General features: G+C 54.3%; 19 protein-coding genes. 8 read left to right on the top strand and 11 right to left on the bottom strand.

Features of this window, described 5'->3' with window-relative positions:
• The first annotated feature begins 152 nt into the window (after positions 1–152).
• Both typA and BARVI_RS05240 read left to right on the top strand, forming a co-directional pair.
• Complete coding sequence (typA, locus tag BARVI_RS05245; RefSeq protein ID WP_025278227.1) at positions 153–1952, top strand: translational GTPase TypA; 1800 nt, start codon at positions 153–155, stop codon at positions 1950–1952.
• A gap of 156 nt (positions 1953–2108) precedes the next feature.
• Positions 2109–3077: a DNA-methyltransferase gene (locus BARVI_RS05240; protein WP_038534279.1), complete on the top strand. Its 969-nt coding sequence runs from the start codon at positions 2109–2111 to the stop codon at positions 3075–3077.
• A 22-nt stretch (positions 3078–3099) separates the two neighbouring features.
• Here the strand turns inward: BARVI_RS05240 and cdaA are convergent, their stop codons facing one another.
• The 4 genes from cdaA to BARVI_RS05220 form a co-directional block, all read right to left on the bottom strand.
• Entirely contained in the window at positions 3100–3864 is a 765-nt protein-coding gene (gene cdaA, locus BARVI_RS05235; RefSeq protein WP_025278226.1) for a diadenylate cyclase CdaA, read from the bottom strand.
• 1 nt (position 3865) lies between these two features.
• Positions 3866–4732 carry a dihydropteroate synthase gene (gene folP / locus BARVI_RS05230; protein WP_394330829.1) on the bottom strand — a complete coding sequence of 289 codons (867 nt, stop codon included), beginning with the start codon at positions 4730–4732 and terminating at the stop codon, positions 3866–3868.
• Positions 4733–4910: 178 nt separating this feature from the next.
• Positions 4911–5201: a hypothetical protein gene (locus BARVI_RS05225; RefSeq protein WP_025278224.1), complete on the bottom strand. Its 291-nt coding sequence runs from the start codon at positions 5199–5201 to the stop codon at positions 4911–4913.
• Between the two features lies 1 nt (position 5202).
• Positions 5203–6552 (bottom strand): sodium-dependent transporter, encoded by a 1350-nt coding sequence (locus tag BARVI_RS05220; protein WP_025278223.1) that lies wholly within the window; start codon positions 6550–6552, stop codon positions 5203–5205.
• 271 nt (positions 6553–6823) lie between these two features.
• On the opposite strand from BARVI_RS05220, the gene BARVI_RS12915 reads away from it, so the two are divergent.
• Entirely contained in the window at positions 6824–7252 is a 429-nt protein-coding gene (locus BARVI_RS12915) for a VanZ family protein (protein ID WP_025278222.1), read from the top strand.
• Here BARVI_RS12915 and BARVI_RS05210 read toward each other — a convergent pair.
• Positions 7223–7561, bottom strand: coding sequence for a MerR family transcriptional regulator (locus BARVI_RS05210; RefSeq protein ID WP_025278221.1), 339 nt, complete (start codon positions 7559–7561; stop codon positions 7223–7225). The genes BARVI_RS12915 and BARVI_RS05210 overlap by 30 nt on opposite strands.
• A 16-nt stretch (positions 7562–7577) precedes the next feature.
• Positions 7578–8549, bottom strand: a complete 972-nt coding sequence (locus tag BARVI_RS05205) for a M23 family metallopeptidase (protein WP_025278220.1) — start codon at positions 8547–8549, stop codon at positions 7578–7580.
• Between the two features lie 217 nt (positions 8550–8766).
• Between BARVI_RS05205 and alaS the strand changes: the two genes are divergently transcribed.
• Entirely contained in the window at positions 8767–11385 is a 2619-nt protein-coding gene (gene alaS, locus BARVI_RS05200) for an alanine--tRNA ligase (RefSeq protein ID WP_025278219.1), read from the top strand.
• Positions 11386–11619: 234 nt separating this feature from the next.
• Here the strand turns inward: alaS and BARVI_RS05195 are convergent, their stop codons facing one another.
• Entirely contained in the window at positions 11620–12165 is a 546-nt protein-coding gene (locus BARVI_RS05195) for a DJ-1 family glyoxalase III (RefSeq protein ID WP_025278218.1), read from the bottom strand.
• Positions 12166–12312: 147 nt separating this feature from the next.
• Positions 12313–13026, bottom strand: a complete 714-nt coding sequence (locus BARVI_RS05190; RefSeq protein WP_025278217.1) for an OmpA family protein — start codon at positions 13024–13026, stop codon at positions 12313–12315.
• A gap of 839 nt (positions 13027–13865) precedes the next feature.
• Between BARVI_RS05190 and aroC the strand changes: the two genes are divergently transcribed.
• Genes aroC through BARVI_RS05165 form a run of 3 tightly spaced genes read left to right on the top strand, consistent with a single transcriptional unit; the run spans position 13866 to position 17241 of the window.
• Positions 13866–14939 (top strand): chorismate synthase, encoded by a 1074-nt coding sequence (gene aroC / locus BARVI_RS05175; protein WP_025278214.1) that lies wholly within the window; start codon positions 13866–13868, stop codon positions 14937–14939.
• Positions 14940–14953: 14 nt separating this feature from the next.
• Complete coding sequence (locus BARVI_RS05170; protein ID WP_025278213.1) at positions 14954–16312, top strand: dipeptidase; 1359 nt, start codon at positions 14954–14956, stop codon at positions 16310–16312.
• Between the two features lie 5 nt (positions 16313–16317).
• On the top strand, positions 16318–17241 hold the full coding sequence (locus tag BARVI_RS05165; protein ID WP_025278212.1) for a TIGR01212 family radical SAM protein: 924 nt from the start codon (positions 16318–16320) through the stop codon (positions 17239–17241).
• An 18-nt stretch (positions 17242–17259) separates the two neighbouring features.
• Here the strand turns inward: BARVI_RS05165 and BARVI_RS05160 are convergent, their stop codons facing one another.
• On the bottom strand, positions 17260–19068 hold the full coding sequence (locus BARVI_RS05160) for a tetratricopeptide repeat protein (RefSeq protein WP_198015995.1): 1809 nt from the start codon (positions 19066–19068) through the stop codon (positions 17260–17262).
• Positions 19069–19450: 382 nt separating this feature from the next.
• Here BARVI_RS05160 and BARVI_RS05155 point away from each other — a divergent pair, with 382 nt between their 5' ends.
• A complete protein-coding gene (locus BARVI_RS05155; protein ID WP_198015994.1) occupies positions 19451–23143 on the top strand; it encodes a T9SS-dependent choice-of-anchor J family protein in 3693 nt (1230 codons plus the stop codon).
• Positions 23144–23319: 176 nt separating this feature from the next.
• Here the strand turns inward: BARVI_RS05155 and queF are convergent, their stop codons facing one another.
• Together queF and BARVI_RS05145 are read right to left on the bottom strand one after the other, a co-directional pair.
• The gene (queF, locus tag BARVI_RS05150) at positions 23320–23775 is read right to left on the bottom strand and encodes a preQ(1) synthase (RefSeq protein WP_025278209.1); all 456 of its coding nucleotides are present in this window, start codon (positions 23773–23775) and stop codon (positions 23320–23322) included.
• Between the two features lie 9 nt (positions 23776–23784).
• Complete coding sequence (locus BARVI_RS05145; RefSeq protein WP_025278208.1) at positions 23785–24468, bottom strand: queuosine precursor transporter; 684 nt, start codon at positions 24466–24468, stop codon at positions 23785–23787.
• Positions 24469–24698: the final 230 nt, after the last annotated feature.

Here is a 24698-nt window from a genome sequence, read left to right as displayed (position 1 = left end):
GAGGCAGGCAATCCGGTGACAGAAACAATACTAAACGCCGCAGAGTGATGTATCATTTAAAAAAATATAGTAACTTTGCACCTTGAAACGTAGAGGCTGTTGCAGGTGTAACTTGCGTTGTGTGTGCCCTTTACTTGGTTAAAATAGGTTATATGCAGAAAATCAGAAACATTGCGATTATCGCTCACGTCGACCACGGCAAGACGACGCTGGTGGACAAAATGCTTTTGGCCGGACACCTTTTTCGCGAGAACCAGAACTCCGGAGAGTTGATATTGGATAATAATGATTTGGAACGGGAACGAGGTATCACGATTCTCTCCAAGAATGTTTCTATTCGGTACAAAGATTACAAAATCAATATTATAGACACTCCGGGGCACTCCGATTTCGGAGGTGAGGTGGAGCGTGTGCTCAACATGGCCGACGGCTGTCTGCTGCTGGTCGATGCCTTCGAGGGCCCCATGCCGCAAACCCGCTTTGTGTTGCAGAAGGCTATCGAGATAGGGTTGAAGCCTATCGTGGTTATTAACAAGGTGGATAAGCCGAACTGCCGCCCCGACGAGGTGCAGGAGATGGTGCTCGACCTCATGTTCAGCCTCGATGCTACCGAAGACCAGCTCGATTTTCCCACCATATACGGTTCGGCCAAGCAGGGCTGGTTCTCGACCGACTGGCGCAAACCGACCGACAACATTACCCCGCTGCTCGATGCCATCATCAAATACATTCCTGAGCCGCAACATCTCGAAGGTACGCCCCAGATGCTGATTACCTCGCTCGACTATTCGTCGTATGTAGGCCGTATCGCCGTGGGTCGTGTACACCGCGGTGTGTTGAAAGAGGGCATGGAGGTCGCTCTGTGCAAGAAAGACGGCTCGACGGTGAAGCAGCGCATCAAGGAGCTCGACGTGTTCGAGGGTATGGGCCGCACCAAAGTGCAGTCGGTAGAGTCGGGCGATATTTGCGCTCTCGTGGGTATCGAGAATTTCGAGATTGGCGATACCATTGCCGATGCCAATGAGCCCGAGGCTTTGCCTCGTATTGCCATCGACGAGCCCACGATGTCGATGTTGTTTACGATTAACGATTCGCCCTTCTTCGGGAAGGACGGTAAATATGTTACTTCGCGTCACATTGCCGAGCGCTTGAAACGCGAGCTCGACAAGAATCTGGCTCTGCGTGTGGAGCGGGGCGATAGCGACGATGCCTGGACGGTCTATGGCCGTGGCGTGTTGCACTTGTCGGTTTTGATTGAGACGATGCGCCGCGAGGGTTATGAGTTGCAGGTAGGTCAGCCGCAGGTAATCATCAAGGAGATTGACGGGCAGAAATGCGAACCGGTCGAATTGCTTACCATCAACCTGCCCGAGGAGTATGCCAGCAAGATTATCGATATGGTAACCCGCCGCAAGGGCGAGATGGTGTCGATGACCACCCAGAACGACCGCATACACATCGAGTTCCAAATTCCTTCGCGCGGCATCATCGGGTTGCGTACCAATGTACTGACCGCTTCGGCCGGCGAGGCCATCATGGCACACCGCTTCCTCGAATATCAACCCTGGAAGGGCAATATCGATCGTCGTACCAACGGTTCGCTCATCGCCATGGAGTCGGGCACGGCCTATGCCTATGCCATCGACAAGTTGCAGGATCGTGGCCGCTTCTTCATCTTCCCGCAAGAGGAGGTCTATGCCGGTCAGGTTGTAGGCGAGAACGCCAAGGAGAACGATATTGTGGTGAATGTAACCAAGTCGAAGAAGCTGACCAACATGCGTGCGTCGGGTGCCGATGACAAGGCTCACATCGTTCCGCCGGTCATTTTCAGTTTGGAAGAGGCGCTCGAATACATCAAAGAAGATGAATATGTCGAGGTAACCCCTCACCACTTGCGTTTGCGCAAAATCATTCTCGACGAGACCGAGCGCAAGCGGGCCAACCGTTCGTGAGGAATCTATCAGACTTTTAGGATACAGAGAGGGGGGCGAAACCAGTTTCGTGCCCCTCTTCTTTTTTTTCAGGGGTGGGGTAGCCGCCGATTTGCCGAAAATTGACTATCTTCACCGACGGGTTGGCCGGACAAGTCCCGGTCCCGGAATGAGTGTATGGAGAAGAAACGTGCCAAGAACAACCGCACCATAACGATTACCCCCGACGAGGTGGCGGCGTTGAGCCAATTGATTACGCCGGCCGAGGCGGTAACCGACGGTTTCGATTTCGACAACCGGATTATCCGGGGCGACCTCCTGGCGGTGCTCGACCGTATCCCCGACCGCTTGGCCGACCTTATTATCGTCGATCCTCCCTACAACCTGTCGAAGGATTTCCACGGCATGAACTTTCAAGCCCGTTCGCAAGAGGCCTATCTGGACTACCTGCGCAGCTGGTTCCACCGGGTGTGCGAGAAGCTGAAACCCACCGGGTCGCTCTACCTGTGCGGCGACTGGCGATGTACTGCCGCCTTGCAGACGGTGATGGCCGAGGAGCTCACGGTGCTCAACCGCATCACCTGGCAGCGCGAGAAGGGCAAGGGGGCCCGGCAGAACTGGAAGAACGGCATGGAGGACATCTGGTATGGGGTGAAGGACAAGCGTCACTACTATTTCAATGTCGAGGCGGTAAAGCAGAAGCGGCGGGTGCTGGCGCCTTACCGGCAGAATGGAAAACCCAAGGATTGGGAGGAGAGCGACCGGGGAAATTTCCGCCTCACCTGTCCCTCGAACTTTTGGGACGATATCAGCATTCCCTTCTGGTCGATGCCCGAGAATACCGACCACCCTACACAGAAGCCCGAGAAGCTCTATGCCAAGTTGATTCTGGCCTCGTCGCGCGAGGGCGACCTCGTCTTCGATCCCTTCCTGGGGAGCGGTACCGCGGCCGTGGTGGCCAAGAAACTGAACCGCCGCTATCTGGGGGTGGAGCTGAATGAGGAGTATTGCCTGTGGGCGGCCAAGCGGCTGAGCCTGGCCGAGCGTGACCCGTCGATTCAAGGTTATGCCGACGGGGTATTCTGGGAGCGCAATACGCTGGCCGAGCAGAAGGCCCACACGGGGTCGTCGACCGCCTGCGATTGACTTCTTCTGTGGGTACGGGGCACTAGTCGATAGCCTCCTGTACCAGCATGCGTTCCAGGTCCTTACCCGATATTTTAGTGGTGATTTTGCCGTTGTGGGCGAGCGAGATGTTGCCCGTCTCTTCCGACACGACGATGGCCAGCGCATCGGTCACCTCGGTGATGCCCAGGGCCGAGCGGTGACGCAGTCCCATCGATTTGGGAATCTTGTTGTTGTGCGATACCGGCAAGATGCAGGCCGCGGCGGCAATGCGGTCGTTGGCAATGATGAGGGCGCCGTCGTGCAGCGGGCTGTTCTTGAAGAAGATGTTCTCGATGAGCCGCGCGTTCACGTTGGCATTGATGGTGTCGCCGGTGTTCTTGTAGTTGTCGAGCGATACCCCCTGTTCGATGACGATGAGGGCGCCCGTCTTGGTCTTGGCCATGTTCATGCAGGCATAGACGACCGGTATGATGTAGGGCTTTTCGCCCTGCTCCTTGTGTTTGAGGAAGAAGTTGAAGAAGAACCGCCATCGCTTGTGGGAGCCCAGTTGCACGAGAAACCGTTTGATTTCGTCCTGAAACAGAATGACGAGAATGAGCAGACCCACGCTCATGAACTTGTCCATGATGGAGCCGATGAGCCGCATGTCGAGTATCTGTTTGACCACGATCCACACCCCCACGAAGGCCAGCACCCCGGTAAAGATGCTTATCGTGCCCGACTCCTTCATCATCTTGTAGAGGGTGTAGAGCAGCAAGGCCACGATGAGTATGTCGATAATGTCTTTTATGCCGAATGAAAACATGTCAGTCTGTCGATTGTAAGGTTTTGGAAACTAAGTTGACCGTCTCGACGGCCGCTTTGACGTCGTGCACCCGCAAGATGTGAGCCCCTCCCAGCAGAGCCAGCGTGTTGAGCACCGTGGTGCCGTTGAGACTCTCGTCGGGTGTCGAGCCCAGCAGTTTGTATATCATCGATTTGCGCGATATGCCTACCAGCAGAGGCAGGCCGATGCGGGCAAATTCGTCGAGCCGGTTCATGAGCCGGTAGTTGTCGTCGAGGGTTTTGCTGAAACCGAAGCCCGGGTCGATGATGATGTCGTTCACCCCGAGGCTTTCGAGCCGGGCGATGCGCTCGGCAAAGTAGTAGAGCATCTCGGCGATAAGGTGGTCGTAGTGCGTTTGCTGCATCATCGTCTGTGGCGAGCCCTTCATGTGCATGAGAATATAGGCCGTTTTCAGTTCGGCCACGGTCTCGAACATGTGCGGGTCGAGTTCGCCGCCCGAGATGTCGTTGATGATCTGCACCCCGTATTCCCGCACGCAGCGGGCGGCCACATCGGCCCGGAAGGTATCGACCGATACATGGGCCTGCGGGTAGAGCCGGCGAATGATTTCGAGCCCCGTGGCAAGGCGGTGCATCTCCTCGTCGGGGGTAATGTCGGTAGCCTGTTGGCGCGACGAGTAGGCGCCGATGTCGATGATGTCGGCCCCTTCGTCGACCATCTGGTGCACCCGGGCGGCAATCTGCTCCCGCTCGGGGGTGCGGCTGCCGGCATAGAACGAGTCGGGGGTTACGTTGAGAATACCCATAACCAAGGGCCTCGACAGCGAAAGGAGTTCGCCCCCGAGGTTCAACGATAGCGGTTTTCTCTGTACGTTCCGAAGCATCATATATACAATCTCTTGCAGGACCCGGAGGCATTGCCGGGCGATTCGGCTTGCCTCGGTGTCGATGGACTTCTTTAATTAAGCGAAGATAACGCTTTTTGTTGAATGGAACGGTATGATTCCGGCAAAAACTTTGTTGTGGCTGTACACCCTCTCTCTTGGGCGGTCGGCAAAAGGGGGATTACTCTTCGCGGGGAACCGGTTCCAGCTTTTTAGGTTGCCGGGGTTCCCGGGTGGAAGCCGATTGCTTCTTCCCGCTCGGGGTTTCCTTTTCGCGGAGCGAGTTGCCAAACTCCTTCAATTCCTGTTGAAAGGTTGTTTGCTCGGTGCTGTCTGCCTCACTCTCCCGCGCCGGCAGGTATTGCCGGGCGAGGCGTACCCCGATGAGAATCACCAGGACGATGGCCAGCCACAGGGTGGCCCGCCGTTCCCCCTTCGAGAGGTTGAAGTAGGAGTCGTGCCGCAGAGCCATGTCAGATGATGCCGAATCCCGACAGGAAGATGAGTATGATGATAATTGGGGCAATGTACTTGATGCAGAAGAAGATGGCGCTGAACAGCGGCTCGTGCAGCTTGTTGCGGTTGGTGAGCTCCTCGCGCGAGATGTTCTTCTTCAAGAACCAGCCGATGAAGATACTGATGAGCAGTCCGCCCACGGGCAGCAAGATGATGGCCGAGAAGTAGTCGCAGGCGTCGAAGAGCGTCTTCCCGAAGATGCGAATGTCGCTCCACGAACCTATCGACAGCGAGCTGACGGTGCTAAGCACGGCGATGACGAGCATCATGATGCGGGTGGCCTTCTTGCGGCTCATGTTCAGGTAGTTGATGAGGAAGGCGATGGAGACCTCGAAGAGCGATACCGTCGAGGTGAGCGCCGCTACCGTGAGCAACAGGAAGAAGAGCGTCGACCACAGGGCCGATACGGGCATCTGGTTGAAGACGTTGGGTAGCGTGACGAACACCAGGTCGGGCCCCGCTACGGGGTCGAGCCCGCAGGAGAATACGGCCGGGAAGATGATGATGCCGGAGAGTATGGCTACCGAGGTGTCGAGTATGGCCACCGTGGTGGCCGTCTTGATCAGGTGGGTCTTGGCCGTGAAGTAGGAGGAGTAGGTGATGAGGATACCCATGCCCAGGCTTAGCGAGAAGAAGGCTTGCCCCATGGCCCGTATGATGACTTGCGGCGTAATCTTGGAGAAGTCGGGGTGCAGGAAGAAGGAGAGCCCTTCGCTCGAACCCGGCAGTGTGAGCGAACGCACACAGAAGACAAGCAGTATGACGAACAGTAGCGGCATGAGTATGTTCGACATCTTCTCGATACCCTTCTGTACGCCTCGTGAAAGAACAATATAGTTGATAAACAGGAAGATGTAAGTCCACAATAACGGGCGTAAATCACTTTGGATAAAGGCATTCTGCTCGGCCCTGAACTCGGCAGCGGTTTTTCCCGCCAGGTCGTTGGTGATGGCCCGGAAGAGGTATTCGAGGGTCCAGCCCGAGATGACCAGATAGTAGCCCAGGATAAGTACCGAGGCCAATATGCCGATGTAGCCTATGTAGTGCCAGCGGCTGCCGGGACGCAGTTTGCGGAAGGCATCGACCGTATCGCTCTTGGAGTGGCGGCCAATGATGAACTCGGCACACATGACCGGTATGCCCAGCACCAGTACGCACAGGATATAGACCATCAGAAAGGCACCACCGCCGTTCATGCCGGCTTCGTAGGGGAATCGCCAGATATTTCCCAAACCTACCGCCGAACCCACTGTGGTGGCGATAATGCCCAGTTTGGTTGCAAATTTTACATGTTCTCCCATTTTTATTCAATCTTATTATTCAAGTGCAAAAGTATAAAATTTAAATTTATTCATTTGCAAAAAGTGTCGATAAAAAAGAGTTTAGGCCGATTTTATAAAAAAATGTAATCGATGGAGGCTTTTGGGGAGTAAGGAATTGTCGTGATTTTCGGATAGTTGGCCCGGTTTGTTTTTGCCGGAGGAAAGCGTTACCTTTGCGGGTATCTTGATTAAGAAGGGGCGTTGTCCGACCTCTTGGGCGGGATATATGTTCTATCATCTAAAGAATTAGAAACGTATGCGTTTTTTCAAGATTTGGCCGTTCGTGCCTACGGTACTTGTATTCCTGGTCATTGCCTATCTTTCGCTGGCCGAGGACCCGGTGCATGCCGAGGAGATACACCTTTTCGAAGGGGCCGACAAGGTGGTGCATGGCTGTATGTATCTGGGGTTGGTTGTGGTAGGGTGTTACGACCTGTATCGCCTGGGCTTCGGGTTTACTCCGGGACGGTTGGTGGCGTGGCTGCTTGTGGCGATAGCGTGGGGCGGACTGATGGAGCTGTTGCAGGGTGCGATGACCGCAGGGCGCAGTGCCGACTGGTTCGATTTCCTGGCCAACAGTTGCGGGGCGCTGTTGGGGCTTCTGCTGGGCGCGTGGTGTTTGCCGCGGCTCTTTCGTCGGTACAGGGGGACGCGCCTATTCCATGTCGTCGATGATTTCCGCTAACTCGTCGCGTATGGCTTGGAGTCGCTCTACCACCTGTTGGGTGCGGGTTACACTCTCCCGTTTGTTTTTGAGTACCTGCTTGGCCCCCTCGATTTTGAGTTTGCGCTCTTTGAGCAGGTAGTGAATGAGTTTGATCTCTTCGATATCTTTCTGGGAGTAGTAGCGGGTACCTTTGGGCGAACGTTTGGGTTTGATTGTCTTGAACTCCGACTCCCAGTAACGCAGCAGCGACTGGTTTACATCGAGCATCTCGGATACCTCGCCGATGGTGTAGTAGAGTTTTTGTCTTTCGGGTTCTGTCTCTCTCATGCGATAGCGTATTTGGTTAGTCCATGACACGGCCCTGATTCTCGGCCAGTTGAATCATGCGGTCGTAGTCCTCGGGCGACAAGTCGAAGAAATAGTAGTTGATCGGATTCTCGGGCTTCCCCTTGTAGAGTACCTCGTAGTGCAGGTGCGGGCCCGTCGATTTGCCGGTGTTGCCCACCTCGGCAATCTCTTCGCCGCGAATTACCTCCTGCCCCTTGCGCACCAGAATCTTGTTCAGGTGGGCATAGCGGGTCTTGTAGTCGTACCCATGGTCGATGACGACGGTGTTGCCGTAGCCCTGTTGCCAGCCGGTCTCGATTACCCGGCCGTTACCCGTGGCATAAACGGGGGTACCGATGTTGGCGGCAAAGTCCATGCCTTCGTGAAACTTGGTGGTCTTGTATACCGGGTCCACGCGGTAGCCGTAGCCCGAGGCGGTGCGCTTCAAATCCTTGTTGGCCACCGGCTGTATGGCAGGCAGGTGCTTGATGCGCTCCTCCTGTCCCTGGGCCAGTTTCATCAGTTCGTTCATCGAGTTGCACTGCACATACACCTGTCGGGTGAGGTTGTCGACTTTCTGGGTGGTCGATACCACCAGTTGGGCGTCGCTCATTTTCAGCAGGTCGGCATAGCGGCTGGGGTTGTAGATGCCGTTGTCACGCACTTCGGCATTTACCGGCTCGGCTTGCAGCACTACCCGGTACATGTTGTCGTCGCGCTGTTGCAGGTCGCTCATGACGGCCAGAGCGGCGTCGACTCGCTTGGAGAGCAGTTTGTACTGGGTTTTCATCTGTTCGTTTTCCAGTTTCAGAATCTCCTCCTTGGGCGAACCCAGCCAAAAGTAAAAGCCGGCAATAATCACCACACTGAGTATACTCCCCACGAGCAGGTGCCGCAACACCACGGCGATGCGCTGGCGGAGGGAAGGATATACCCGTTCGTAGGTCAGTGTCTTGGGGTTGTATATGTAGAAAACTTTTTTGCTCATTGATATATCAAACGGCCCCTCTTTGTGGGTGTGTGCATCGGTAAGCAGTTAAAAAATAGCTGTTGTTGAACATTTTTTTGTCTGCTCATGGGCACAAAAATAATAATTTGAGCTATTTTTGCAAATTGTTTTTGGTAATATTAATATACCATGTCGGCGATTTCTGTTTCGATAACGGAACGGCTGCGCCACAGGAACTTAATTTAATTAGATTGTTATGCTTACAGCAAAAGAGATTCGTGAATCTTTTAAGGAATTTTTCAGGGAACGAGGTCACCAGATTGTCCCCTCGGCTCCCATGGTCATTAAGGACGACCCTACATTGATGTTTACCAATGCGGGCATGAACCAGTTCAAGGATATTATCCTGGGTAATGTCCCCGCCAAGTACAAGAGAGTCGCGGATTCACAGAAATGTCTGCGTGTGAGCGGGAAGCACAACGATTTGGAAGAGGTGGGTCTCGATACCTATCACCACACGATGTTTGAGATGTTGGGCAACTGGTCGTTTGGCGACTATTTCAAGAAAGAGGCCATCAACTGGGCCTGGGAATATCTGGTCGATGTGTTGAAAATCGACCCCGACCGTCTCTATGCCACCGTATTCGAGGGCTACGCTCCCGAGGGACTCGAACGCGACAACGAGGCAGCCTCCTACTGGGAGACTCATCTGCCCAAGGAGCACATCATCAACGGTAACCGCCACGACAATTTCTGGGAAATGGGCGATACGGGTCCCTGCGGTCCCTGCTCCGAAATCCATATCGACCTGCGTAGCGATGCCGAGCGTGCCGAGGTCGACGGCCTTACGCTGGTCAACCAGAGCCACCCGCAAGTCATTGAAATATGGAACCTCGTGTTCATGCAATACAACCGCAAGGCCGACGGTTCGCTCGAGCCGCTGCCTGCCCGGGTAATCGATACCGGCATGGGCTTTGAACGTCTCTGTATGGCGTTGCAGGGCAAGACCTCGAACTACGATACCGACGTGTTCCAGCCCATCATCAAGGAGATTGGCCGCCTATGCGGCAAGACCTATGGCGACGATCCCAAGGTCGATGTGGCCATGCGTGTGATTGCCGACCATATCCGCACGATAGCCTTCTCGATTACCGACGGCCAGTTGCCGTCGAACGCCAAGGCCGGTTACGTAATCCGTCGTATTCTGCGCCGGGCCGTGCGTTACGGGTATACCTTCCTCGGTCAGAAGCAGGCCTTCCTCTACAAGTTGCTTGATGTGCTCATTGAGACGATGGGCGATGCCTATCCCGAGTTGAAAGAGCAGAAGGTGCTTATCGGCAAGGTAATCAAGGAGGAGGAAGATGCCTTCCTGCGTACCCTCGAAACCGGTATCAAGTTGCTCGACAAGGTGATGGCCGAAACCAAGGCCGCCGGCAAGAACGAGATAAGCGGTATCGATGCCTTCACCCTCTACGATACCTACGGATTCCCGCTCGACCTGACCGAGCTCATTCTCAAAGAGAAGGGGTTGGGTGTCGACATTGCCGGATTCGATGCGCAGATGCAACAACAGAAGGATCGCGCCCGCAACGCCGCTGCCGTGGAGACGGGCGACTGGGTTGTGCTGCGTGAGGGCGAATCCGAATTTGTGGGCTATGACGAGTTGGAGTGCGACTGTCACATCTTGCGTTACCGCAAGGTGAAACAAAAATCGCGCGAGTATTATCAAATCGTACTCGATCGCACCCCGTTCTATGCCGAGATGGGTGGCCAGGTAGGCGATACGGGTAAACTGATTTCGGCCAACGAGACGGTCGAGATTCTGCAAACCAAACGGGAGAACAACCTGAGTATCCATATTGCCGAGCAGATGCCCGAGGAGGTGACGGCTCAGTTCCATGCCGTCATCGACAAGGAGGCTCGTCAGGCTACGGCCTGCAACCACTCGGCCACTCACTTGCTGCACGAGGCTTTGCGTGAGGTGCTGGGTACGCATGTCGAGCAAAAAGGTTCGTATGTGTCGCCCCAGTCGTTGCGCTTTGACTTCTCGCACTTCAAGAAGGTGACCGACGAGGAGTTGCGCCAGGTAGAGATGCTGGCCAACCGCAAGGTGCGCGAGGCTATTCCGCTGGACGAGCGTCGCAACGTGCCTATTGCCGAAGCCAAGGCGATGGGTGCCATGGCCCTCTTTGGCGAGAAGTATGGCGAAGAGGTGCGGGTAATCCGCTTCGGGTCGTCGGTCGAGCTGTGTGGCGGTACCCACGTGGCCAATACCGGTAACATTGGTATGATCAAGATTCTCTCCGAAAGTTCGATTGCCGCTGGTGTACGCCGTATCGAGGCCATCACCGGCGCTCGTGTCGAGGAGACGATGAATTCGTTGCAGGATTCGCTCAAAGAGATTGCTACGCTCTTCAACAACGCTCCCAACCTGATGCAGGCCATTCACAAGGCCATCGACGAAAATGCCGAGTTGCGCAAGCAGGCCGAGGAGTATGTGAAAGAGAAGATGGTTTCGATGAAAGACCGCATGATCAAGACGGCCGAGAATGTCGACGGGTTGAAGCTGATTCGCTTCGTAGGTCCCATGCCGGCCGATATGGTGAAGGGCATTGCCTTCCTGCTGCGCAACGAGGTTACCGAGGGGCTGGCTTTCGTGGCTGCAACCAAGGACAACGATAAACCGTTGCTCACGGTCATGTTCAGCAACGACGTTGTAGCCGATGGCAAAAATGCTTCGGCTATCGTGCGCGAAGCTGCCAAACTGATTCAGGGTGGCGGTGGCGGACAGCCCTATTTCGCCCAGGCTGGCGGTAAGAATGCCGAGCACCTGTCCGATGCCTTGGAAAAGATGGTTTCGCTGGTTGTAGGATAACACGCTCCCGCAAACCGAACTTAATGATACAAAGCGCTCCTGTTCCATTGAACGGGAGCGCTCTTTTTTGGAATATCTTCCCCGATCTACCCCCCCCCTTTCTCAGTATCAGTAGGAGAAAACGGTATGAATGAGCCCGTCGTGAGGATTGTGCTTGCGAGGGTGGGGGATAAAAGACGGGCGGCTCTCACAGGAACGTGAGAGCCGCCCATCTTTTTAGGCTTATTTCTGCGGTTATAGCAGCATGGCTGCTCTCACCTCCTTGGCCTTCTCTTCTCCGGCAATTTGGGTGATGATGGCAGTGGCGAAGGGGATAGCAGCAGCCGGCCCCTTACCCGTTGTGATGTTGCGGTCTACGGTCACGAGTTCGCCGGTGATGGTAGCGCCCGTGAGGAATTGCTCAAACCCGGGATAGCAGGTAGCCTTGTAACCGTTAAGCAGTCCGGCTTGACCCAAAACCGAGGGGGCTGCGCAGATAGCCGCGATGTGTTTGTTGGCGGCAGCATGGCGTTGCAGCAGCGACACGAGAGGCTTGCATTCGCTCAAATGTTTGGTGCCGGGCATTCCGCCGGGCAAGACAAGCCATTCTACATCGTCGGCCGACAACTCTACCCAAGTGCAGTCGGCGGTTACGGTTACTCCGTGAGAACTCTCGACTTGAAGGTTACGCGAGATGGAAACCGTGGTGATGTCGATACCGGCACGGCGCAACATGTCTACGACCGTGAGGGCTTCCAATTCTTCAAATCCTGTAGCGAGAAATAGATAAACAGTTTTCATTATTCCGATTTTTTTTATTGTCAATAAATTAGTAGGAGCTCATGACAAATCCTCCGGCTATCCAGTATGCAACACGTCCGGTCGAAATCGTTTGAAACAGGCCGGAAGCACAATTGCTGTCCGGCCTGAGTGATGAGCTTGTGGCGCTTAAAGCGTTCCGGCCTCGGCCTGTTGAATCATCTGCTGGCTGGCATAGAGATATACCTCTACGCGGCGATTTTCCTGACGGCCGGCAGCGGTCGAGTTGTCGGCTACGGGATTGGCTTCGCCCATACCCTCGACCGTCTTGATTTGGGTCGACGATACGCCGCAACCCAGCAGATAGCTGGCTACGCTTTGGGCGCGTTCCTGCGACAGGTTCAGGTTCTTTTGGTAGCTTTGCTCGGCAGTCGAGTTTTTCCACCCCTGATTGTCGGTATATCCATAGATGGCGACGTCCATGTCGCGGTTCTGGTTGAGCACGTTGTTGGCAAATTTGCTCAGAGCCGCTTTGGCCGATGCGCTCAGGGTCGAACTGCTCGTCGAGAAGAGGATACCCGAGTCGAAGGTTACCTTCACGGCTTGCAGACCGTTGTTGTCGGTTACCTGCTCGACTTGTGCGCCTTCGACTTGTTTGGCCTGTTCGGCGGCTTTATCCATTTTCTTGCCGATGAGAGCTCCGGCGGTCGTACCTACGGCAGCACCTACGGCGGCACCGATGGCTGCGCCTTTGCCTTTTCCGAAGATGGCACCTAACCCGGCACCTACGGCAGCACCGCTACCACCCCCGATGAGGGCACCTTTGCCGGTGTTCGACATGTTACAGCTTGTCAGTAGCATACCGGCTACCAGGATACAAGACAGGACTTTCATGCATTTCATATCAGTAGAGTTTTAGAATTTGCATCACAAAAGTAAGAAAAAAAACGATATGGTATTTGCTAATATTTATAATAAATGAGGGGGAAAATAGTTTACGCTCGATGGATTTTCGGAAAAATATTTATCTTTGCCCGGCCAGGGTGGAACGATTGCCCCTCTTTGCCCGATGCCGAAAGGGCTGAAAGTGTGATAATAGCCGGGGAGGACGAAGGACGTTTTTACCCGCCACCCGGCAGGCGTGATGATGCAAAAGCGGCGGGGGCCGCCAATGAGACTGAAATATATAGCATTTTTAGGTATTTATTTTTTTTAATGTTGAAAGAACGAATGAGAAAGAAAAGATTTTCCTGTATGGTAGTTCTTGTCTGAGGTTTGTGGTTGGCTGTGTCGGCTCAGAATCCGGTTTACCGGTGGTATATCGGGGCAGCCATTATTCGACTCGGTATTACCTATGATGAGAATCCGGCAATTCCTTCCATGGGCGATGTGGCTTATACCATTCAATTGCCTAAACCTTTTGGAGGATCGCGGAGAACGTCCCTTATCACGGCGCTCGTTCTGGTCGACTTGCGTCAGGATATATGGAAAAAGGCGTTGGGCGAGGTGGAATAGGCTCAAACCGCTTGGTTACCCGGGCCCGAACTTACGAATACGACGGGGACTCCTTTCCAGTAAGGAGTCCCCGTCGTATCTTTGAGGCGTGCGATTTTTTCTCGTTTCGGGCTTGAACGGGTAGATAAACGATAGTTCGACTCGACTAATCGGGTCAAATGGTTACCAATTCAAGATTTTCTTCTATCTTTGTGTAGCATATATGTCTACCCAATAGAAACGGCACGATGAATACGATAGGCAATCTTTTTACCCTCACCTCGTTTGGCGAGTCGCACGGCCCGGCCATCGGAGGGGTGGTCGACGGCATGCCCGCGGGGATACCCGTCGACATGGAGTTTATACAGCAGGAGCTCGACCGGCGTCGGCCGGGACAGTCGTCGATAGTGACACCCCGCAAGGAGAGCGACCGGGTGGAGTTCCTCTCGGGCGTTTTCGAGGGAAAAACCACCGGGACCCCCATCGGCTTCGTGGTATGGAACGAGAATCAGCACTCCTCCGACTACGACAACTTGCGCGACCTTTACCGCCCCTCGCATGCCGATTATACCTACCAGTGCAAATATGGCTGCCGCGATCATCGGGGCGGGGGCCGCTCGTCGGCCCGCGAGACGATAGCCCGCTGTGTGGCCGGAGCGTTGGCCAAACTGGTGCTCCGCTACCTGGGTATCGAGGTGTGGGCCTATACCTCGCAGGTGGGTGAGCTATCGTTACCCGGCGACTACCGCAGTTACGACCGGGCCGAAATCGAGAAGAATGCCGTGCGCTGTCCTGATGCCGAGATGGCCCGACAGATGGAGGCCTATATCGCTCGGGTGAAGTCCGAGGGCGATACCGTGGGTGGAGTCATCACCGGGGTCATCAGCGGGGTACCCGCAGGACTGGGCGAGCCGGTGTTCAACAAGCTGCACGCCGCCCTGGGCAGTGCCATGCTTGGTATCAACGCCGTCAAGGGGTTTGAGTATGGCATGGGTTTTGCCGGGGCCCGATGCCGGGGCTCGCAGGTGAACGATGTATTTGAGTCGCACGACGGGCGCATCACGACCCGTACCAATTACTCGGGCGGGATACAGGGAGGCATCTCCAATGGCGAGGACATCTATTTCAGGGTCGCCTTCAAGCCGGTGGCCACCTTGCTGCGCGACATCGAGACGGTCGATACCCAGGGCAATCCCGTGGTGTTGAAGGCCAAGGGGCGTCACGACCCCTGCGTGTTGCCACGCGCCGTGCCCGTGGTCGAGGCCATGGCGGCGATGGTGATACTCGACTATTACCTGTTGGCACAGAGTCATAAACTATAAAAAACATACGATATATGGATACGAGAAAGTATATAGCCGATCATTACGATCGCTTCTTCGACGAGTTGTTTTCGCTGTTGCGCATTCCCTCGATAAGTGCCTTGCCCGAACATCGGGACGACATGCTGCGCTGTGCCGACCGCTGGCGCGAGTTGCTCTTGGCCGCCGGCGCCGACCGGGCCGAGGTGATGCCTACATCAGCCTCGCCGGTGGTCTTTGCCGAGAAGGTGGTCAACCCCGACTATCCCACGGTGCTGGTCTATGCCCACTACGATGTGATGCCGGTCGAGCCGTTGGAGTTGTGGCACACCCAGCCTTTTGAGCCGGTTATCCGCGACGGCCGCCTGTGGGGCCGTGGTGCCGACGACGACAAGGGGCAGGGTTTTATCCAGTTGAAGGCTTTCGAGATTGCTGTGCGCGAGGGGCTGTTGCGTTGTAATGTGAAGTTCCTGATCGAAGGGGGCGAGGAGATTGGTTCGCCCGGGGTCGAGGAGTTCTGCAAGAGCCACCTCGATCTGTTGCGTTGCGATGTGATTCTCGTCTCCGATACCAGTATGGTGGGGCTCGACACCCCCTCGATTACGACCGGTCTGCGCGGCCTGGCCTACTGGGAAATCGAGGTGACCGGTCCCAACCGCGACCTGCACTCGGGTATCTTCGGCGGTACCGTGGCCAATCCCATCAACGAGTTGTGCAAGATGCTGGCCGGGGTGGTCGACGGCAACGGACGTATCGTTATCCCCCATTTCTACGACGATGTGGAGAATGTCTCGGCCGAGGAGCGGGCCATGCTGGGTGCCGTGCCTTACGACGAGGCCAGGTACAAGCAGGCCATCGAGGTCGACGAACTCTCGGGCGAGACCGGTTTCTCACCGTTGGAGCGCACGGCCATTCGACCCACGTTCGACATCTGTGGCATTTGGGGCGGCTATACGGGCGAGGGGGCCAAGACGGTGTTGCCCTCGAAGGCCTATGCCAAGGTATCGTGTCGCCTGGTTCCCCACCAGAACCACGAGAAGATTTCGCAGATGTTCATCGACTATATCAAATCGGTGGCTCCCCGCAGCGTGAAGGTGAAGGTAACTCCCATGCACGGAGGCGAGAGCTATGTGTGCCCCATCGACCTGCCCGCCTACAAGGCTGCCGAGCAGGGATATGCGCTGGCCTTCGGGAAACAGCCGCTGGCCGTGCGCCGCGGCGGCAGTATCCCCATTATTGCCACCTTTGAAAAGATATTGGGTGTGAAGTCGGTCTTGATGGGCTTCGGTCTGGAATCGGACGCCACCCACTCGCCCAACGAGAATTTCCTGATGGAGATGTACGAGAAGGGTATCGTGGCCGTGGTCGAATTTTACAACCGGTTCGGACATTAAACGGTATGGATACGAAGCGGTATCGCGACTTCGCTGATTTTCTGAACGAACATTTCGACGGCAAGGTGCAGAAAATTTCGCTGCACGCCGGCTTTACCTGTCCCAATCGCGACGGCAGTATCGGGGTGGGGGGCTGCACCTATTGCAACAACCAGACGTTCAGCCCTGACTATTGCCACACCGGCAAGAGCATCACCCGCCAGCTCGACGAGGGGGTTGCCTTCTTTGCCCGCAAATATCCTACGATGCGCTATCTGGCCTATTTTCAGGCTTATACCAATACCTATGGTGAGCTTGAAGAGCTGAAACGCAAGTATGAGGAGGCTCTGGCTCACCCCGGGGTGGTGGGAATCATCATCGGCACACGGCCCGACTGCATGCCTGCCGACCTGCTCGACTACCTGGCCGACCTCTCCCGCCGCACCTTCGTGCTGGTGGAGTATGGGGTGGAAAGTACCAGCGACGAGACCTTGCGACGTATCAACCGGGGACACGATTTTGCCACCTCGGTCGACGCCATTCGTCGCACCTCGGCTGCCGGGGTACTCGTGGGGGCTCACATGATATTGGGATTGCCGGGCGAGAGCCGGGAGATGATGCTCAAACATGCCCGCAGCTTGTCGCAGCTTCCGCTCGATACCCTCAAACTGCACCAGCTGCAATTGATTCGGCATACCCGCATGGCTCGGGAATATGAGATGAGTCCGCAGGATTTCCACCTCTACGGAGTTGACGAGTATATCGACCTGGCCATCGACTTTGCCGAGCGCCTATCGCCCAGTATCGCCATCGAGCGGTTCGTGTCGCAATCGCCGGCCGAGTTGCTTATCGCTCCCCGCTGGGGGCTTAAAAATCATGAGTTTACCGCACGCCTGTTGCGGCGCATGCGTGAGCGCGATGCGTGGCAGGGGCGGTTGTGTGACGAATGAGACGGAGGCAGGTAGGTCTTAGAACTCGGAGAGGAATTTGACCAGATCCTCTTTCTCGGGGAGTCCCAGCTTTTTGCGCAGCCGGTTTCGTCCCGATTCGATGCTGCGCACCTCCTTGAAGGTGATGGAGGCAATCTCTTTGGTCGACAGCCCCAGCCTGAGCAGGGCGCACAGGTGCTTGTCGTTGGTGGTGAGGTCGGGGTAGCGTTCCGAGAGCTTCTGAAAAAAGGAGTCGTGCACGTTTTCAAATCTGAATCGGAATTCGTCCCAACCGTTTTTGGCATTGTATTGATTGATTTTCGAGATGATCTCTTTGATGTGCTTGCGCTTTTCGCTCTCTTTGACGTTGATTTCGAGAAGCAGCTTTTTCATCTCCTCATTCAGCTTTTCTATGTAGTTTTCGTTTTGAACCGATTGTATGGAGAGCGACGTCATCTCTTTTTCCTGTTGCAAGAGCTGTTCTTTTTGAGCGGCGATGCGTTGTTCCAGTTGTGCCTTTTCCTGTTCCTTTTCACGAAGTTCGATGTCGAACTTGTGGTAGGACTTTTGCCACGACTCCTCTTTGGCCGCCCGCTTCCGGGCCGATGTCGCCCGGTTGCGCAACAAGGCGGCGAGCAGGCTGGCGATGATGATTCCCAGCAGCGTGTAGATGACGGTATTCCTCTTTTGCGCTTGTCGGGCCGCGAGCGCTTCGTGAAGGTTGCGCTTCTGTCCGGTCAGATACATCTCCTCAATGTTGGCGAACTGGTACTTGTTTTCGATTTCAGACAAAGAGTCCTTGATTGCTACGGCCGAGGAGAGGCAGTCGTATGCCTTGCCAAACTCTCTTTTCTCGGCATAGATTTCGGCAAACGAGTTCAGCAGACCCACCTGATCCTTCTCGCTGTGGCAAATGTCGGCCTGCTGTTTGGCTTTTTGGAGAGCGGTCAACGCCTCTTCGTTGCGGTTGAGGTGACGATAGATTTGGGACAACAGCCGATAGGTATAGATGAGAAAGCGGTTTTGCCCCTTCTCCTTCTGGTACTTCTCCACCTCTTGTATGATTTTCAGGGCCAGCAACGGTTCGTTGCGGTTGAGGTAAATCGAGGCGATACTCTGCTGCATGAGCATGATCATGTCCTTGTCCTTCTTCGATTCGAGCTGATGCAGGGCCAGAAAGGCATATTCCAAGGCCTTGTCGTGGTTGTTCTGCTTGGCATAGGTGACAGCCAGGTTGTTGTAGTTGACAAAGAGCTTCTGCTTGTCCTTTCGAGCTTCGTTGATTTGTATTGCTTTGTTGAAGAAGGTGTCGGCTTGAGCATACTCCTTTTGGCGTTGTAATGAACTGCCCAGGTTGTTGTAGATGATAGCCGTCATGGCGTCCATGTGATATTTCTTGGTCTCTTCGAGTGAGTTGAAATAGAGGTTGATAGCCGGAGTCGACATGCCCAATGCCTGGTAGGCCGAGGCTTGAATCAGAGCCAGGTTGACCCGGGTCTCCTTTTGTGCAATCTGTTCGGGGAAGTTGTCTTGCAGAAATCGGCGGGCCAGTTTCGTGTACTCGATGGTGGCATTGTACAAGCCGTTTTCGCTGAGTTTGACGGCAATGTCGTACAAGGTAGCGATGATGGTCGAGTCGGGCAGTGGAGCCGTTTGCAGTCGTGCTATGGTCGAGTCGAGCTGAGTCGACAGTTGAGTATTGGCCGATTGGGACGCCGTGCGGTGGTCGATGTGGTATATTTGGTGCGTTTCGTTCAGGAACTGTTTGAGTTGGGTTTGGTAGTTTCGAGACCAGCCATTAAGGGAAATAGACCCCGACAATAGAATTATACATAAGATAAAATTCAATAAACGGCTGTTTCGATAAGATTCCCTCATAGTTTTGCCCTTGTGATGTGTATGACAAAGGTAGCAAATATTTATAATTTATTATTTTGTCGGGTAGCGGAATATGAATCTTTTACGTCTCTTTCTCACGATTTTCCTTTTTTATGAAGGAATGTATGGCTGGAAAGGAATTTTAATAATATGATTATTAGTATATTATAATTATATGCCGTAGTGTTTTCTCTATTTAATTTCAAATTGCAGTAGTCGGCTGGGGGAATAAAACTTTATGCTTTGTGAGATTTTGGTTTCATTTGTAAAAAGTCAATTAGACTTGTGAGAGGAAGATTTGATATTCTAATGTAAGCTATATTTTATTTTGGTTCACTAAATGGTTGTTTGTATGAAAAAGATTTTACTTTTTGCTACATTGGCTCTGCTGAATGTGGAACTCGGGTTTGCCGAGTTGCACGAAACATTTGACGGTGGAGTCTTTCCCCCCGAGGGGTGGACGACGACGTGCAAGCCGAGTACGTTGAATGATCACCCTCAATGGAGTTCGACTGACGACATCAATCAGTTTATATTCGGTTATTCCACGGGCGGTTATGCCGCTTATTCCAAAGCCGGCGGATTCGGCGAGGGGTTGGAGACCGACTCCTGGCTGATAACTCCTCGGGTAACCGTTGAATCGGGACAGTATTTGCACTTTATGTTGGGAGCGAACTGGGCAACGAATGTGGCTGAAAACGAGCGGGCATTCGAGGTGCTTGTCTCTCAATCGGATAAGGCACGGGCTAACTTCACGGATACCTTGATGTGTATCTCTCCGCAGGGTGTATTGCCGTGGGGGGCTTATGCCCTGGATTTGTCGAAATATGTCAGCAAGCCGGTCTATATCGCATTTCATGAACGAGGCCATGGCGGATATTCCTTTGTATTTAATTCGACCTATGTGGACGATGTGGCCATCGATGCTTATGCAGGTCCCGATATGGCCATACATGAAGTGCTGGCAATGGGTAACGCCTGTGATACGGAACAGCCCATACAGGTGAAGGTGGTCAATACCGGTTTGTCGGTAAGTTCCTATCGGTTGAACTATCGGGTAGGCGACGGTGAAACGGTGTCGGAGACGGTTGCCGAGCCGTTGCTCTCGGGGGAGAGCCGAACCTATCAGTTTGCCCGGAAGGCTCTGTGTGTGACGGGTGAGACGAGCGTGATAACGGCTTGGGTCGACGGAGTTTCCAACGATTTGAATCTGGAAAACGATACCTTGGAGACCGAGGTCGAGATGAGACCTTCGATCGATTATCCTTATCAGATGACATCGGAGAACATAACTACCGATTTTTCGAGCTCCTCTACACCCTCTATGCGGGCTGCCTATTGGGCATACAGTCCTGATAACGAGGCGTGGGTGTGGGTACCCTACAATACAAAGACGGCTTTGCTCAGAAGTAACTGTATCTCTCTGCCGGCCGGGATTGTCCGGGTTGAGTTTGAGTATATGTCGAGCCTCGATTTTACCATGTCGGTCAAGACGGGCTATTTTGTAACCAATGATTATGCTGAGGTAGGCGTGTCGGACAATCTCCCGGCTTCGGAGACGGAATTTGCCAAGGGGTCGGTGACCTGCAACATAGCCGAGGCCGGCTTGGTCTCGCTGGCGTTGCAGTGCAACAGCCTGGCGCAGGTGGCTGTCAGGAATATCAAGATAAAGGACCCTTATGAGGATATTGTGGCCGAGCAGATTACGTCGCCCAAACTATCGGCCCGGCTGGTCGACGGCGCAGTGAAGGTCTCGGCCATATTCAAGAATAACGGCAAGTCGGCACAGAGCCATGTCCCGGTCTATTATCAGGTCAATGACGGTGAAGTTGTATCGGGCGAAATCGAGTCCTTGGCAGCCAACGAGAGCAAGGAGTTCACTTTCCCGACGACGGCCGATTGGAGCACCCCGGGAGAGAAAGTCTTGAAAGTGTGGTCGGCCATGTCGGGCGACGGTGATTTGTCGAACGATACGTTGACAACTCGGGTTCAGGCCTATACGGCCCGTCCCTTCCCGCACAACATGGGTTTCAACGAGGACTCTTCGGACGTGATTTACTGGTCGTCCTACAACCCCGACCAGGACGGCGTGTATTGGGAACCGATTTTGAAAGCAGCAGCCGGTCTGCCCAAGGAGGGTACCGGTATTGGATACATCGACTCGTATGCGGGCATTACACACAATGACTGGTACATCAGCCCGGCCATCTCGATGCCCAAGGGCAAGGCTCGAATCTCGTTCTACTACGCTACCGTATATTCTACGGGCGAAAGCTCTTTGAAGGTCTATATGGGCCGGAGCGACGATCCCGACAGCCTGACAACTCTCCTGTGCTCCTATCCGGTGGACAAGGTGAATCAATATCGATGTGGATATGCCCACTTCGATATACCCGAAGCCGGTAACTACTACTTTGCCTTCTATAACGAAGGTACGGGGCGCAACATCATACTCGACGATGTGCGTATCGATGCTGCCGAAGATGTGGCCATGTCGTCGGTAGAACTGGATTGTACCGATGGTTTCAATTTGAGTGAGGCCGCCGTGACGGTGCAGGTTGTCAACCTGGGCGTTTCGCCGCAAGAGAATCTGACATTCTCCTATGAGATGAACGGCAACGGATCGCCCGTATCGGAAATTTATGAAGGTCCGTTGGCTCCTGGCGATACGGTTACCTATACCTTCACCCAGAAGGCCGATGTGTCGGCAGTCGGTACCTATACCTTCCGGAGCTATGTGAAGAGCACGGTCGACACCGACAGCTACAACGACACGTTGCCGGGAGCTTCGCTGAAACACTGGGCCAACGCCACGATTCCTTATAAGGAGAATTTTGAAGATGCCACGACCGACCCATACTGGTCGTTAAAGACGTTGTCCGGAGCCAGTCTGGTGATTACCCACTCGGCGTTCAGTTCCAGCTCGGCCTACGACGGCACGGGATTGCTGGGGTGCAGCGGACAAACAGCAGCCGATGTCGATGCCTGGGCCCGGTCGCAGAGCATTGATATACCGGCAGGAGAGTATGAGTTCTCGATGTTCTATCGCACCATGATGAATCAGCCCGCATCGCCTAATACTACGCTCTCTTACGTACAACGGTTCAGAGTCTATCTATCGGCCGACCCCGACGATATGACCGATGCCATTTTGCTGTACGACAACGACAGTGTAATTGTGAAGGAGAAGCATTATGCTAAACTTTCGGTACCGGTTACGGTCGACAAGGACGGTGCCTATTACATTGTCATCAACTGCTATTCGCCCAAGGGGAACGGTTGCCTGTACCTCGACGACATCGAGTTGTCGCCGGTAGCCGAGGCCGGGACGACACTCCCGTATCACTCCGATTTCGAGTCGAACGAGGGTGAGTGGTACCATTACAGCCCGGCCTCCAATATCGAACAGTGGAGTGCCGTGACCGAAGGTGGTGAGACATTCATGCAGACTCAATATTTCTATGACTACGGAATGGAGTCCAAAGGTATTGCCGGCCTCTATGTAGCACCCTCGGTGGCTTTGTCGCAAGGCGACTCGGTGCGTGTGACTATCGATTACGAAATCATGATTGACGATCCTGCAAGCGACCATGGACAGAACTTGACGGTTTACATGGCCGATAAAGATGTGCCCGATGCCTATACCACCCAAGTGGTTTGCGGTGATGTGATTGACGACCGGAGTCAGGTTTCGGGAGTCGTGGCTATTCCCAAAGACGGCATCTATTATTTCGGGGTGAAACCCTACTGTCCGCAGGAGACTTCGGCTACCCAGATGCGGTTGTTTGCCTTCGATATGGAGCGCGTCAACACCGTGTCGGGGATAGAGTCGACCGAGAGTCAATCGTCGTTCTACTTCGACGGAGAGCGGTTGCATATCCTGGGCGATTACATCGAAGTAACTCTTTACGATTGTCGTGGTGCTGCCACGGGTAGCTATCGAGACGAGTCGGTTATCGACCTGAGTAACCTCTCTTCGGGAGTCTACATCGTGCGTCTGTTGACCGGTACACGAGTTGTGACCGGAAAGATTATGGTTCAATAATTTCAGATAACATGGAGAAAGGGGTATACTTCACAAAGGTATATCCCTTTTTCGTTTACGTCAGTAAATCTTGGAAATAACGTGCGAGCCCTATCGGCGCTGTGACAGCGCGCGGTAGGGCTTGCGCGTGTATGATACGAGGAGCCGGCAAGTTATTGCCGGGCTCTCAGGGCATTTTACCGGTGGCTCTGCAACCGCTGGCGGGCCATCGCCTCATACTCGGTGCCGGGGCGTCCGTAGTTGCAGTAGGGGTAGATGCTGATGCCGCCGCGGGGTGTGAAAAAGCCGGTCACCTCGATGTATTTGGGCTCCATGAGCTTGATGAGGTCCTTCATGATGATGTTCACGCAGTCTTCGTGGAAGGCTCCGTGGTTGCGAAAACTGAACAGGTAGAGCTTCAAGCTCTTGCTCTCGACCATGCGTTCGCCGGGAATGTAGTCGATTTGTATGGTGGCAAAGTCGGGCTGGCCAGTGATGGGGCAGAGGCTGGTAAACTCGGGGCAGTTGAAGCGCACCCAGTAGTCGTTTTCGGGGTGTTTGTTGGTGAAGGTCTCCAACACCTCGGGGGCATAGTCCTGCCGATAGGTGGTCTTATGCCCCAGTAAAGTCAATTGAGGTTCTTTCGATTCCATATTGATGAGTTATTGTATTTCTTTTATTTTGAAGATGTTGTAGGATACCTGCCGGTCGTAGACGTCGCTGCCGTCGATGCGCTTGACCAGTCGCACCACCCGAATGGTAACCGGCAGAATAATGATTTCGTAGGCTGTTTTGAGGCAGGCCTGGGTGACGATGAGCACGATGAGCTCCTTGACCGGTACCACGCCCCCGAAGGCGATGGGGAAGAAGAGCAGCGAGTCGGCACTCTCGCCCACGATGGTCGAGGCGATGGCCCGCAGCGAGAAGTATTTGCCTCCGCTCGATATTTTCATCTTGCTCATCACATAGGCGTTGAGGAACGACCCGGCCAGAAAGGCGATGAAGCTGGCCAGCAAGATGCGGGGCGTGGAGGAGAAGGTGGCCTCGAAGGCGCTTTGCCCTTCCCAGAACGGGGCCGAGGGCAGGACAATGGCCAGTTGGATAAAAAGAACGGCCAGCAGATTCATGAGGAAGCCCAGCCAGATGATGAGCCGTGCCTTGCGGTAGCCCCACACCTCGGCGATGCAGTCGTTGATGATGTAGGAGATGGGAAAGACAATGAGTCCGGCGGTTGCGGTGATGCCTCCGAGTGAAACCATCTTCACTTCGAGCAGGTTGGAGCAGATGAGGCACACACAGAATACGACGCCCATCACGAGGAAGGGCAGAGATACGGTACGATTCATGATTCCTTGTTTTTTACGTGGTGTTCAAGCACACGGGAGGAGCCTGTTGCAGCTCCTCGCTGGTTATACAATTTGTTTTTTCGGGCGCAAAGGTAAGACCTTTTTTGCACAATCGCAAGTGGGGTGGAAAGGGAGGGGCACCCGTGGAAGGCATCGGCGGTTCCTGTCGTTGGGGAAGCAGCCGTGGAAAGCGTACGGGGCAGACCTTACCTGACAACAGGAGGTTTGCC

Origin of the sequence: Barnesiella viscericola DSM 18177, assembly GCF_000512915.1 — a bacterium.
Taxonomy (GTDB): domain Bacteria; phylum Bacteroidota; class Bacteroidia; order Bacteroidales; family Barnesiellaceae; genus Barnesiella; species Barnesiella viscericola.
Note: the sequence above shows the minus strand (reverse complement) of the source record. Positions and strands in the feature narration are given on the sequence as shown.